The following is a 13444-nucleotide window of genomic DNA, read 5'->3' on the forward strand; positions in this document are numbered from 1 at the left end:
CATTACTGCTGTCGGTAAACGGCTCGAAAACGACCTGTTCATAGCCATCTGAGGCATTCGTTGATTCTGCCCTTGCCGACCGGCTGATGGCCTACCAGAATCCACGTCAGATCCCGCTCCCTACACCAGGATAAACGTCATGATGCACGCGGACTTGATTGACCAGGATGACCTGCTGGGCCAACTGCGCTCATTGGGCTTTGAAGTGTCCAGCGGTGCCACCGCCGAGCAGGCCTGCGAGTGCGCGGTGCGTGGCTTGAGCCCGGCGCGGGCCAAGGCACTCAAGGGCATGGTTGAGCAGATGTACACCGGTAGCGCGACGATCTTGCCGGCGGTGAGGCAGGCGATCGACAAGCAGTTGTTGCCGGCTTTGGTTCAGTTCAAGCAGAACTCGGGCACCTGATAGCCCGCATTTGCGAGCAAGCCCGCTCCCACATTTGACCTTGTTCACAGATCAAAATGTTGGAGCGGGCTTGCCTGCGATAGAGGCAACGCGTTCTAGAGCGTTACGCTGGCGAAAGTCGACTCGTTACGCGCCTGGCTCAACGCCGACATCGTCCCCGACAACGGTGACAGCACCAGCGCCGGCGGAATCGGCATCATCGCCACCTGCTGGGTGGTGTTGGAACCAACGCGCTCATCCCGTGGCGGAATGCCGAAGTATTCGCGATAGCACTTGGAAAAGTGCGGCGTCGACACAAACCCGCACACCGACGCCACTTCGATGATCGACATCGGCGTTTGCTTGAGCAACTGCCGTGCGCGGATCAGGCGCAGCTTGAGGTAGTAGCGCGACGGTGAGCAGTGCAGGTACTTCTGGAACAACCGCTCCAGCTGGCGACGGGACACGGCGACGTATACCGCCAGCTCATCCAGGTCGATCGGCTCTTCCAGGTTGGCTTCCATCAGCGCGACAATTTCCTGCAGCTTCGGCTGGTTGGTGCCGAGCATGTGCTTGAGTGGCACACGCTGGTGATCCTGTTCATTGCGGATGCGTTCGTACACAAACATCTCAGAGATCGCGGCCGACAGTTCACGACCGTGATCGCGGCTGATCAGGTGCAGCATCATGTCCAGCGGGGCGGTGCCGCCGGAGCTGGTGAAACGGTTGCGGTCGAGGGTGAACAGGCGTGTGCTCATGGTCACGCGTGGGAAGGCTTCCTGCATCGAGGCCAGGCATTCCCAGTGCACGCTGCAATCAAAGCCGTCGAGCAAACCGGCGCAGGCCAGGGCCCAACTGCCAGTGCACACCGCGCCCAGGCGACGGGACTGGCGCGCCTGGCTTTGCAGCCACGACACATGTTCACGGGTAACGGTGCGCTGGATACCCACGCCGCCGCACACGATCACCGTGTCCAGGGCCGGGGCTTTATGCATGGAGGCGTCGGGCGTGATTTGCAGACCGTCGCTGGCCCACACCTGGTTTCCGTCGACGCTCAGGGTCGTCCAGCGATACAGCTCGCGGCCGGAGAGCTGGTTGGCCATGCGCAGGGGTTCGACTGCGGACGCCAGGGAAATCAGCGTGAAATTGTCCAGCAGCAAAAAGCCGATGGATTGAGGCGCACGGTTCTGGGGTTGGGCCCCTGAGTTGAACGACGTCATCGCGGTATCTCCTCACACAAAGCGGGTGATGGCCTCAGGCGAGGCTCTTGTTATTGCGCTCTTCATCCCTGCCTGTAAAAAATGGAGCGAGAGGCTTTGAATAGATAGAGCAAATGCCATGCCTAAAATTGAATGGCCGTCCAATAACTCCTAAAAACGACCTCATGATGTGTCTAAATAAGCCCGCGCAGCACGTACGGATATAGTCGGAATTAGTCGTAGGAGCTAGCCTGCTCAAGGGCTGTGAGCAGTTCGGTAGCACTTGTGGGAAGGCGCTTTGCGGGTGTGGGAAAAGTCTGTCACCACAAGCACGGGTGACGGGTGGTCAGCGCGGAATCGTTTGGCGGCCACTTATCTGTTTGCGACGCGCTAAAAGGTGGCGCTTTTGGTTCGGGGTGTTCACTTTATGCGCAGTGTTGCTTGAACTACCGCTATCGCGGGCAAGCCCGGCTCCCACAGGGGAACGCATTCCAAAGGTGGGAGCTGGCTTGCCTGCGATAGCAGTGTCACTGACTCAACATTCCACAGCACTCACCGCCAACCCACCCCGCGACGTCTCTTTGTACTTGTCATGCATATCCGCCCCGGTATCGCGCATGGTGCGAATCACCCGGTCCAGCGAGATAAAGTGCTGCCCATCACCGCGCAAAGCCATCTGCGCGGCGTTGATCGCCTTCACCGCGGCAATCGCATTGCGCTCGATGCACGGCACTTGTACCAGCCCGCCCACCGGGTCGCAGGTGAGGCCAAGGTTATGTTCCAGGCCGATTTCGGCCGCGTTGCACAGTTGCTCCGGCGTGGCGCCGAGGATCTCGGCCAACCCAGCGGCGGCCATCGCGCAGGCCGAGCCTACTTCGCCCTGGCAGCCCACTTCGGCACCGGAAATCGAGGCGTTCTTCTTGCACAGGATCCCCACCGCCGCTGCGCCGAGCAGGTAGTCGACCACGTTGGCCTCGGTGACTGCCTCGCTGAACTTCATAAAGTAGTGCAGCACCGCCGGGATGATCCCCGCCGCGCCGTTGGTGGGTGCGGTGACCATGCGCCCACCAGCGGCGTTCTCCTCGTTCACCGCCAGGGCGAACAGGTTCACCCACTCCATGGCGCTCAAGGTCGAGCCGATCACGTTCGGCTTACCCAACTCTTGCAGGCTGCGATGCAACTTGGCGGCACGTCGGCGCACGTTCAGGCCGCCAGGCAGGATGCCTTCGTGCTTGAGGCCCTGCTCCACACAATCCTGCATGGCGCGCCAGAGTTTCATCAGGCCGTTGCGGATTTCTTCTTCAGAGCGCCAGACTTTTTCGTTAGCCAGCATCAACTCGGCGACGCGCAGATTGTGGGTCTTGCACAACTGCAGCAGCTCCACCGCGCTGGAAAAGTCGTAAGGCAACTCGGTACGATCCATATCGGCCACGCCGCTTTGCGCCTGGGCTTCATCCACGACAAAACCGCCACCTACTGAATAGTAGGTATCACGGTGCAGTTCGCCGTTATCGCCGTGCACCACCAGGGTCATGGCGTTGGGATGGAACGGCAGGTTTTCGTCGAGCAGGCGCATGTCCCGCGCCCACACAAACGGCACCGGCAAACGCCCGTCCAGCAACAGAGTGTCGGTCTCGCGCAGGGTGTGAATACGGCTGCCGATTTGCGACGGGTCAATTGCGTCCGGCCACTCGCCCATCAGGCCCATGATGGTCGCGGTATCGCTGCCGTGGCCGATGCCGGTGGCGGACAATGAGCCATACAACTGAACTTCGACGCGCCTGACTTGTTCCAACAGTTCACGTTCACGCAATGCTTGGACGAACAACGCCGCGGCGCGCATGGGGCCGACGGTGTGAGAACTCGAAGGCCCGATGCCGATCTTGAACAGGTCGAAAACGCTGATAGCCATTGCCGTGAAACTCCTCGGTGAGCAGGCTAGGCATGAACAAGCTGCTACGCTCAGATCGCCCAGATGGCGGCATCATCAAGCTTTTATCCGCCCTCACGGCGTCTCACACCGACGTAACCATGCTCACCAACGCCGCCCTCGTGCGATCAGGCGTTTTGGCCGTTTTTAGCGGTGCAGATCGGTAAAAACTGCGGTTTTGCCACTGGAAAAATCTGTAAGCGACGTTACCGACACTGGATGCGACCATCCCTGTACTGGATACGACGCCCCCTGTAGGCGTCAGATTTTCACTGGTACATGATCAGTCCCGACTCGTTTGCAAGGCACCGTGCCTGCGCTTCATCGCACGCCCCAACCGCAACACTTATAAAGCGCGGCGAATGCCGCCAGAAAAAAGACACAGGAGTCTACCCCGATGAAAGGTTCACCCTCGTTGTTGTTGGCCGCCATGCTGAGTCTGCCAGTCTTGGCGAACGCTGCAGAACCGGAACAGTGCCATACCGTTAACTTCTCCGATGTCGGCTGGACCGACATTACCGTCACTACCGCGACCACCAGCGAAATCCTCAAGGGCCTGGGCTACACGACGCGCACCACGATGATTTCGGTACCGGTGACTTACAAGTCGCTGGCCGACGGCAAGAACATGGACATCTTCCTCGGCAACTGGATGCCGACCATGGAAAACGACATCAAGCAGTACCGTGATGCCGGCACCGTGGAAACCGTGCGCGCCAACCTGGAGAACGCCAAATACACCCTCGCGGTCCCGGAAGCGCTGTACAACAAGGGCCTTAAAGACTTCGCCGACATCGTCAAATTCAAGGATGAACTGGGCGGCAAGATCTACGGTATCGAGCCGGGCAACGACGGTAACCGCACCATCAAGACGCTGATCGACAAAGACGCCTTCGGCCTGAAAACCGCCGGTTTCAAAGTGGTTGAATCCAGTGAAGCCGGGATGCTCTCGCAAGTGGAACGCGCCACCAGGCGGAACCAGGCCATCGTGTTCCTTGGCTGGGAACCGCACCCGATGAACACCCGCTTCAAGATGAAGTACCTGACTGGCGGTGACGATTCGTTCGGCCCCAACTATGGCCAGGCCACCATCTACACCAACGTGCGCAAGGGTTACACGCAGGAATGCAGCAACGTTGGCCAGTTGCTGAAAAACCTGTCGTTCACCCTGAACATGGAAAGCACCCTGATGGGTAATGTCCTGGACGACAAGATGAAACCCGACGCCGCCGCGAAAGCCTGGCTGAAGAAAAACCCTCAAGTACTCGACACCTGGCTCGCCGGTGTCACCACCGTTGATGGCAAACCTGGGCTCGACGCCGTGAAAGCCTACCTCGCCAAATAGCAACCGCTGACCCCGGGGCGGCGCGCTGCCCCGGGATGTTTTCCCTCTTCGCATGTGGACATTCACTACCATGCTGACTGAACATAAAATCCCACTAGGCCAGTACATCGCTGCCTTCGTCGATTGGTTGACCCAACACGGTGCCAACTACTTCGACGCAATCGCATCGACCCTGGAAACGATGATCCAAGGCGTGACGTTTGCGCTGACCTGGTTCAATCCGCTGGCATTGATCGGTCTGGTTGCGCTACTCGCTCACTTTATTCAACGCAAATGGGGCCTGACGGTATTTGTCATTGCCTCCTTCCTGCTGATCCTGAACCTCGGGTACTGGCAGGAAACCATGGAGACCCTGGCGCAAGTGCTGTTCGCCACCCTGGTCTGCGTGGTCATCGGTGTGCCGCTGGGCATTGTTGCCGCGCACAAACCGCTGTTCTACACCCTGATGCGGCCGGTGCTCGATCTGATGCAGACCGTACCGACCTTCGTCTACCTCATCCCTACCCTGACCCTCTTCGGGCTGGGTGTGGTGCCTGGGCTTATTTCCACGGTGGTGTTCGCGATTGCCGCGCCGATCCGCCTGACCTACCTGGGTATCCGAGACGTACCGCAAGAGTTGATGGACGCCGGCAAGGCCTTTGGCTGCTCGCGCCGTCAGTTGCTCTCGCGCATTGAACTGCCCCATGCCATGCCGAGCATTGCCGCCGGCATTACCCAATGCATCATGCTGTCGTTGTCGATGGTGGTGATCGCGGCCCTGGTGGGCGCCGACGGCCTCGGCAAACCGGTGGTCAACGCACTCAACACCGCGGACATTGCCCTGGGCTTTGAAGCCGGCCTGGCAATCGTATTGCTGGCGATCATGCTCGACCGTATCTGCAAACAACCCGACGCTAAAGTAGGGGGTGATGCATGAGCATTATCCGATTCGACAATGTCGACGTGATTTTCTCCAAAGACCCACGCGAAGCGCTCAAGCTGCTGGACCAGGGCATGAGCCGTAACGAGATCCTGAAAAAGACCGGGCAAATTGTTGGCGTCGAGAACGCCAGCCTGGATGTAGAGAAAGGCGAAATCTGCGTGCTGATGGGCCTGTCAGGCTCCGGCAAGTCGAGCTTGCTGCGTTGCATCAACGGCCTCAATACCGTGAGCCGTGGCCAGTTGTTCGTGGAGCATGAGGGTCACCAGATCGACATCGCATCCTGCACACCCGCCGAACTGAAGATGATGCGCACCAAACGCATCGCCATGGTGTTCCAGAAGTTTGCCCTGATGCCCTGGCTGACCGTGCGCGAGAACATCAGCTTTGGCCTTGAAATGCAGGGCCGCCCGGAAAAAGACCGGCGCAAGCTGGTGGATGAAAAACTGGAGCTGGTGGGCCTGAGCCAATGGCGCAACAAGAAGCCCGACGAGCTGTCCGGCGGCATGCAGCAGCGCGTCGGCCTGGCCCGCGCGCTGGCGATGGACGCCGACATTTTGTTGATGGACGAACCCTTCTCCGCCCTCGACCCGCTGATCCGTCAAGGCCTGCAAGATGAATTGCTGGAGCTGCAACGCAAACTGAACAAGACCATTGTGTTCGTGAGCCACGACCTCGATGAGGCGCTCAAACTGGGCAGCCGGATCGCGATCATGAAAGACGGCAAGATCGTCCAGTACAGCGTGCCGGAAGAGATCGTGCTGAACCCGGCCGATGACTACGTGCGCACCTTCGTCGCGCATACCAACCCGCTCAACGTGCTGTGCGGCCGCAGCCTGATGCGCACCCTGGACAACTGCACGCGCGTGAACGGATCGGTGTGTCTCGACCCAGGCGACGACTCGTGGCTGGACCTGGCCGAAGGTAACACCATCAAGGGCGCGCGCCAGAATGGCGTGGGGATGAACCTGCAGAACTGGGCACCTGGGCAGACATTGGAAGGTCTGGGCCGGCTGCCGACACTGGTGGACTCCAATATCGGCATGCGCGATGCGTTGCACATTCGGTATCACACCGGCAATAAATTGGTGCTGCATGACAACAACCAAGTGGTGGGAATACTCGGAGACACCGAGCTTTACCATGCCTTGCTAGGCAAGAACCTGGGCTAACCACGGCGTAACCAAATGGAGGTATTTAGGCATTAACCAAGCGGCGCCATCGAGGGCGCCGCCTGCTCAATCATCAGCTATAGACCCGGCCAAGGAGCTGCCGATGGCTTTTAAACTGATCGAGCACGTCCCGGGTAATCTGTTCTGGGGCGAAGCCCATCAGGTCGTATTCCTGAGGCCCGTTGTACAGGTAAACCTCGGCGCGGTAGTAACGGGTACGCTCTTCCTCGGGCAGGTCATTGGGTGCCGACGAGTAAGCATCCAGGCTCACCTCATAGACAAACGGGTTGTCTTCTTCCATCTCTACACGCACACCAATGCAGCGTTTGGACTTGCCAAGCAAGGTCTGCACTTGCAGCCCTTGGTTACGCAACGTAAGCGCCGCTTCTTCCAGCGCAGGCGTGACGCGCTTGTCCATAAAACGTTGCACGGTGCCCTGGCTCGGTTGCAGGTCCAGCGCGGTCAAACGCGCGCTGAAACCATGGCGGCCACGCTCGGCCAATTGCGCCTGCTCCTGTTCCATCGCCACGTCCTGGCGCATGGCTTTGTGCAGACCGAACATAAACAGGATCAGCACCACCGAGAACGGCAGCCCCGCCAGCACCACCATGGTCTGCATGGCTTCAAAGTTGCCGGCAAACAGCAGGCCGATGGTCACCAGGGTGATCACCGCCGACCAGAAGACCCGCAACCAGTGCGGCGCGTCTTCGTCCACATTGCCGCCTTTGCAGGAAAGGTTGGCCATCATCACCGCGCCAGAATCCGCCGGGGTCAGGAACAGCACAAAGCCCACAAAGATCGACACTCCGATGACGATTTTCGACGCAGGGTAATGCTCAAGCAGTTGGTAGATAGCCATCGACGGCTGTTCCAGCGCCGTCTTGCCCAGTTCTACCGCACCGTGGTTCAGCACCAGGTCCAGCGCCGAGTTGCCGAAGATCGACAGCCACGCCAGGGTGAAGCCCAGCGGGATCAGCAACACGCCGGCGACCAGTTCACGTACCGTGCGACCACGGGAAATACGCGCGATGAACATGCCCACGAATGGCGCCCAGGAAATCCACCAGGCCCAGTAGAACAGGGTCCACAGGCCCATCCAGCGCTCGGTCTTGTCGGCGTCGCCTTGGTACACGTAGAGGTCGAAGGTTTTCAGGATGATGCCGTTGAGATAATCACCGGTGTTCTGCACCAGGCCGTTGAGCAAATGCAGGGTCGGACCGAACAGCAGCACGAAGATCAGCAACCCGCTGAACAGCACGATGTTGAGGTTGGACAGGCGGCGAATGCCGTTCTCCACACCCGACACAGCAGCAATGGTTGCCACGGTGCTCATCACGACGATCACGATCAGCAAGTTGGTGTTGCTGTGCTGCATGCCGAACAGGTTTTCCAACCCGGACGACACCTGCATCGCGCCGATCCCCAGGTTGGTCACCAGGCCGAGCAGGGTCACGAACATACCGAAACCGTCCACCGCGTGGCCGGCCGCGCCTTTCACCCAACGCTCGCCCACCAGCGGGTACAGCGCCGAGCGCAAGGCCAGCGGCTGGTTGTGACGGTAGGCAAAGTACGCCACGGCCAGGCCGACCAGGGCATAGATTGCCCAGCCATGCAGGCCCCAATGCAAGAAGGTCAATTGCAACGCCTGGCGAGCGGCGCCATTGCTCGCTGCTGCGCCTTCAGGCGGGTTGAAGTAGTGGTCGAGCGGCTCCGAAGCGCCGAAATACAGCAGCGAGATGCCGATACCCGACGAGAACAACATGCCGGCCCAGGCGCCGTAGCTGAAGTCCGGAGTGTCGTCCTTGCTGCCCAGTTTCAACTTGCCAAAGGACGAAAACGCCAGGCCGACCACAAACACCAGGTAGGCGGCGATGACCACCATGTAATACCAGCCGAAGCTTTTCGACAGCCAGGCTTGGGCGATGCCAAGCATGCGCCCGGCCTCTTGCGGGGCGATGATCAGGATGGCAGTCAACAACAGAATCAGCGCGGTGGAGGTGTAGAACACCCAACCGTTGACCCTGACCTTTTCCGGCGGGGTCTTTATAAGAGAGGCAGAACTCATGGCGCAGATGCTCCGGGCAGTGCGAGAGAGAAACACAAGGCAACGGTTATCCCGGAACATCGATTTTTCGGCAGTCGACGGACGGGTGTTATAAAGACACCCCGAAAATCCTTGTGCCCCGCCGAGGCGGTGCCAGGCCCCTATATGGCCCGTTTCAGGGGTTTTCGCAGGTGTCAGATGTCGCCGCCCATTTGTAGGGAATGCCTATAGGCAGCGACCATTTGTCGCAGAGCTTATTCTTTGTTGATTGAACGTTCAATCAAAACAAAATAGACTGGCCACCAAGTCGACGAACGTTCATCGCCCGTCGCAGGCCTAAGGAGAGGTTCTACATGCCCAAGGTCGGTATGCAACCCATACGCCGCCAGCAGTTGATCGAAGCCACGCTGGCGGCGATCGATCAGGTCGGAATGGGAGATGCCAGCATTGCGCTGATCGCCCGTTTGGCCGGCGTCTCGAACGGCATCATCAGTCACTACTTCAAGGACAAGAACGGCCTTATTGCAGCGACGATGCGCTATTTGATGAACGCGCTGATCGAGAACGTCCACGAACGCAGGCTTGCGCTGAAGGACGACAGTCCACGGGCGCACCTTCGGGTGATTATCGAGGGCAACTTCGACGCCAGCCAGGTCAACGGACCGGCAATGAAAACCTGGCTGGCCTTCTGGGCCACCAGCATGCATCACCCGTCATTGCACAGGTTGCAGCGGATCAACGATCAACGTCTGTATTCCAACCTGTGCTGCCAGTTCCGCCGAGTGCTGCCGCTGCCGCACGCACGCAAAGCAGCCAGAGGCCTGGCAGCCCTGATCGACGGTTTGTGGTTGCGCGGCGCCCTGTCGGGAGACGCTTTCGACACGGAGCAGGCGCAACGGATCGCTTACGAATACATGGATTTCCAATTGGCCAAGCAGGTGAGTTAGAGCATACGTAACCGCTCAACCCCTGAACTGTTGCCGCTCAGTGTTGCCACACCCTTATGGCTCACTTTTCGGCGGTTAACGCCAACCACTTATGCACTTGCGAGGACTTTATGGCCCGTTTCGAACTGCAAAAACTCTACATTGACGGCGGCTACAGCGACGCTGGCAGCGATGCCACTTTCGAAGCCATCAACCCGGCTAACGGTGAAGTTCTCGCCCAAGTGCAACGCGCAACGAAAGAAGACGTTGAGCGTGCCGTGGTCAGCGCCGAGAAAGGCCAGAAAATCTGGGCGGCGATGACCGCCATGGAGCGTTCGCGCATCCTGCGCCGTGCCGTCGACATCCTGCGCGAGCGCAACGATGAACTGGCCGCCCTGGAAACCCTGGACACCGGCAAATCCTTCTCCGAAACCAAGTACGTCGACATCGTCACCGGCGCTGATGTACTGGAGTACTACGCAGGCCTGGTGCCGGCCATCGAAGGCGAGCAGATCCCACTGCGCGACACGTCGTTCGTCTACACCCGCCGCGAGCCGTTGGGCGTGGTCGCGGGTATCGGTGCATGGAACTACCCGATCCAGATCGCCCTGTGGAAATCCGCACCGGCCCTGGCCGCCGGTAACGCGATGATCTTCAAGCCAAGCGAAGTCACCTCGTTGACCACCCTGAAACTGGCCGAGATCTACACCGAAGCTGGCGTTCCGGCTGGCGTGTTCAACGTACTGACCGGCAGCGGCCGTGAAGTCGGCACCTGGCTGACCGAGCACCCGCGCATCGAGAAAGTCTCGTTCACCGGCGGCACCGACACCGGCAAGAAAGTCATGGCCAGCGCTTCGAGCTCGTCGCTCAAAGAAGTGACCATGGAACTGGGCGGCAAGTCGCCATTGATCGTGTTCGAAGACGCCGACCTGGATCGTGCAGCCGACATCGCGATGATGGCCAACTTCTACAGCTCCGGTCAGGTCTGCACCAACGGCACTCGCGTGTTTGTGCCCAAACACCTGCAAGCGGCGTTCGAAGCCAAGATCGTTGAACGTGTTGCGCGCATCCGCGTTGGCAACCCGGAAGACGACAACACCAACTTCGGCCCGCTGGTCAGCTTTGCCCACATGGAAAGCGTGCTGGGCTACATCGCCAAGGGTAAAGAGCAAGGCGCCCGCCTGCTGTGCGGCGGCGACCGCCTGACCGACGGCGACTTCGCCAAAGGCGCCTTCGTGGCCCCGACCGTGTTCACCGACTGCACCGACGACATGGTCATCGTGCGTGAAGAAATCTTCGGCCCGGTGATGAGCATCCTCACCTTTGATACCGAAGAAGAAGTGATCCGCCGCGCCAACGATACCGACTTCGGCTTAGCTGCCGGCCTGGTGACCAAGGACCTGAACCGCGCCCACCGCGTGATTCATCAACTGGAAGCGGGTATCTGCTGGATCAACGCCTGGGGCGAGTCCGACGCCAAGATGCCAGTGGGTGGCTACAAGCAATCCGGTGTGGGCCGTGAGAACGGGATCAGCTCGCTGAACAACTTCACCCGCATCAAATCAGTACAGGTTGAGCTGGGCGATTACGCATCAGTGTTCTGATGAGCCTCGAGCGGCAAGCTTCAAGCTGCAAGTAAAAGCAGTTTGGTTTGCCGCATCTCCCACATGCATCGCTCGCTGCTCTTTCTTGCAGCTTGAAGCTAGGAGCTTGCAGCTCCCCCGGAGTACAAATGACTCAAGAATACGACTACATCATTGTTGGCGCAGGTTCTGCGGGCAACACCTTAGCGACCCGTCTGACCGAAGACGAAGGCGTCACCGTTTTGCTGCTGGAAGCCGGCGGCCCCGACTACCGTCTTGACTTCCGTACCCAGATGCCAGCAGCCCTGGCCTTCCCGCTGCAAGGCCGCCGCTACAACTGGGCCTACGAGACCGAACCAGAGCCACACATGGACGGCCGTCGCATGGAATGTGGTCGCGGCAAGGGCCTGGGTGGTTCTTCGCTGATCAACGGCATGTGCTACATCCGTGGTAACGCCATGGACTACGACAACTGGTCGAAGCTGCCCGGTCTGGAAGACTGGACGTACCTGGACTGCCTGCCGTACTTCCGCAAAGCCGAAACCCGTGACATCGGCCCGAACGACTGGCACGGCGGCGATGGCCCGGTCAGCGTGACCACGCCTAAAGCCGGCAACAACCCGCTGTTCCACGCGATGATTGAGGCTGGCGTACAAGCCGGTTACCCGCGTACCGAAGACTTGAACGGCTACCAGCAAGAAGGCTTTGGCCCGATGGACCGAACTGTCACGCCTAACGGCCGTCGCGCCAGCACCGCGCGCGGTTACCTGGACACGGCTAAAAAGCGTTCGACCCTGACCATCGTCACCCACGCCCTCACCGACAAAGTATTGTTTGAAGGCAAGCGTGCGGTTGGCGTGCGTTACCTGATCGGCGCAGCCGAAGAGCGCGTTGAAGCCCGCGCTCGCAAGGAAGTGCTGGTGTGCAGCGGCGCAATCGCTTCGCCGCAATTGCTGCAACGCTCCGGCGTTGGCCCGGCCAAACTGCTGGAAAGCCTCGACATCCCGGTGGTCCACGACCTACCGGGCGTCGGCGAAAACCTGCAGGACCACCTTGAGCTGTACCTGCAATACGCGTGCACCCAACCGGTGTCGCTGTACCCGTCGCTGCTCTGGTACAACCAGCCGGCCATCGGTGCCGAATGGCTGTTCAACGGCACCGGTATCGGCGCCAGCAACCAGTTCGAAGCAGGCGGGTTCATCCGTTCACGCCCGGAATTCGAATGGCCGAACATCCAGTACCACTTCCTGCCGGTCGCGATTAACTACAACGGCAGCAATGGCGTAAAAGAACACGGTTTCCAGGCGCACATGGGTTCCATGCGTTCGCCAAGCCGTGGCCGCATCCAGTTGAAGTCGAAGAACCCACGGGACTACCCGAGCATCCTCTTCAACTACATGGCTACCGAGCAGGACTGGCAGGAATTCCGCGACGGCATCCGCCTGACGCGTGAAATCATGCAACAGCCGGCACTGGACCCGTTCCGTGGCCGCGAAATCAGCCCAGGTATTGAAGTGCAAACCGATGAGCAGCTGGACAAGTTCATCCGCGAGCACGCCGAAACCGCGTACCACCCGTCCTGCTCGTGCAAGATGGGCACCGACGAGATGGCTGTAGTGGATGGCGAAGGCCGCGTGCATGGCATGCAGGGTCTGCGTGTGGTCGATGCGTCGATCATGCCGATCATCGCCACCGGCAACCTGAACGCGCCGACGATCATGATCGCCGAGAAAATCGCCGACAAGATCCGTGGTCGCCAGCCGCTGCCGCGCAGCACCGCCGACTACTACGTGGCAGGCGATGCGCCGGTGCGTGGCAAGCCGATGCGTGAAGTGGGCCCGACTGCACAGTAACTGATACACCGCGGTGCTCCCTTCGCGAGCAAGCCCGCTCCCACAGTTGATCGGGTTCACACGGTCAAAATGTGGGAGCGGGCTTGCTCGC

General features: G+C 59.8%; 10 protein-coding genes. 7 read left to right on the top strand and 3 right to left on the bottom strand.

Features of this window, described 5'->3' with window-relative positions:
• The first annotated feature begins 139 nt into the window (after positions 1–139).
• Complete coding sequence (locus AACY36_RS03095; RefSeq protein WP_065871872.1) at positions 140–403, top strand: hypothetical protein; 264 nt, start codon at positions 140–142, stop codon at positions 401–403.
• A 95-nt stretch (positions 404–498) separates the two neighbouring features.
• Here AACY36_RS03095 and AACY36_RS03100 read toward each other — a convergent pair whose 3' ends face one another.
• On the bottom strand, positions 499–1602 hold the full coding sequence (locus AACY36_RS03100) for a GlxA family transcriptional regulator (RefSeq protein ID WP_339415329.1): 1104 nt from the start codon (positions 1600–1602) through the stop codon (positions 499–501).
• A 514-nt stretch (positions 1603–2116) separates the two neighbouring features.
• On the bottom strand, positions 2117–3493 hold the full coding sequence (locus AACY36_RS03105) for an L-serine ammonia-lyase (RefSeq protein WP_339415328.1): 1377 nt from the start codon (positions 3491–3493) through the stop codon (positions 2117–2119).
• Positions 3494–3908: 415 nt separating this feature from the next.
• On the opposite strand from AACY36_RS03105, the gene AACY36_RS03110 reads away from it, so the two are divergent.
• From AACY36_RS03110 to choV, 3 genes are all read left to right on the top strand, one after another.
• Positions 3909–4856: a choline ABC transporter substrate-binding protein gene (locus AACY36_RS03110; protein WP_339415327.1), complete on the top strand. Its 948-nt coding sequence runs from the start codon at positions 3909–3911 to the stop codon at positions 4854–4856.
• Positions 4857–4926: 70 nt separating this feature from the next.
• On the top strand, positions 4927–5772 hold the full coding sequence (gene choW / locus AACY36_RS03115; RefSeq protein ID WP_339415326.1) for a choline ABC transporter permease subunit: 846 nt from the start codon (positions 4927–4929) through the stop codon (positions 5770–5772).
• Positions 5769–6947, top strand: a complete 1179-nt coding sequence (choV, locus tag AACY36_RS03120) for a choline ABC transporter ATP-binding protein (RefSeq protein WP_339415325.1) — start codon at positions 5769–5771, stop codon at positions 6945–6947. Before choW ends, choV begins: the two co-directional genes overlap by 4 nt.
• A 73-nt stretch (positions 6948–7020) precedes the next feature.
• On the opposite strand, the gene AACY36_RS03125 is transcribed toward choV, so the two are convergent.
• A complete protein-coding gene (locus AACY36_RS03125) occupies positions 7021–8955 on the bottom strand; it encodes a BCCT family transporter (protein ID WP_339415459.1) in 1935 nt (644 codons plus the stop codon).
• Between the two features lie 389 nt (positions 8956–9344).
• Here AACY36_RS03125 and betI point away from each other — a divergent pair, with 389 nt between their 5' ends.
• The 3 genes from betI to betA all read left to right on the top strand — a co-directional run bounded on the left by betI (position 9345) and on the right by betA (position 13353).
• Positions 9345–9938, top strand: a complete 594-nt coding sequence (gene betI, locus AACY36_RS03130) for a transcriptional regulator BetI (RefSeq protein ID WP_339415324.1) — start codon at positions 9345–9347, stop codon at positions 9936–9938.
• 110 nt (positions 9939–10048) lie between these two features.
• The gene (betB, locus tag AACY36_RS03135; RefSeq protein WP_339415323.1) at positions 10049–11521 is read left to right on the top strand and encodes a betaine-aldehyde dehydrogenase; all 1473 of its coding nucleotides are present in this window, start codon (positions 10049–10051) and stop codon (positions 11519–11521) included.
• A gap of 128 nt (positions 11522–11649) precedes the next feature.
• Entirely contained in the window at positions 11650–13353 is a 1704-nt protein-coding gene (gene betA, locus AACY36_RS03140) for a choline dehydrogenase (protein WP_339427662.1), read from the top strand.
• Positions 13354–13444 lie beyond the last annotated feature (91 nt).

This window comes from Pseudomonas sp. EA_15y_Pfl1_P101 (genome assembly GCF_963970835.1).
GTDB classification, from domain to species: Bacteria; Pseudomonadota; Gammaproteobacteria; order Pseudomonadales; family Pseudomonadaceae; genus Aquipseudomonas; species Aquipseudomonas tritici.

Coding starts and splice junctions, on each gene's coding strand:
- AACY36_RS03095 (WP_065871872.1), top strand. CDS start 140: ATGATGCACGCGGACTTGATTGACCAGGATGACCTGCTGGGCCAACTG.
- AACY36_RS03100 (WP_339415329.1), bottom strand. CDS start 1,602: ATGACGTCGTTCAACTCAGGGGCCCAACCCCAGAACCGTGCGCCTCAA.
- AACY36_RS03105 (WP_339415328.1), bottom strand. CDS start 3,493: ATGGCTATCAGCGTTTTCGACCTGTTCAAGATCGGCATCGGGCCTTCG.
- AACY36_RS03110 (WP_339415327.1), top strand. CDS start 3,909: ATGAAAGGTTCACCCTCGTTGTTGTTGGCCGCCATGCTGAGTCTGCCA.
- choW (WP_339415326.1), top strand. CDS start 4,927: ATGCTGACTGAACATAAAATCCCACTAGGCCAGTACATCGCTGCCTTC.
- choV (WP_339415325.1), top strand. CDS start 5,769: ATGAGCATTATCCGATTCGACAATGTCGACGTGATTTTCTCCAAAGAC.
- betI (WP_339415324.1), top strand. CDS start 9,345: ATGCCCAAGGTCGGTATGCAACCCATACGCCGCCAGCAGTTGATCGAA.
- betB (WP_339415323.1), top strand. CDS start 10,049: ATGGCCCGTTTCGAACTGCAAAAACTCTACATTGACGGCGGCTACAGC.
- betA (WP_339427662.1), top strand. CDS start 11,650: ATGACTCAAGAATACGACTACATCATTGTTGGCGCAGGTTCTGCGGGC.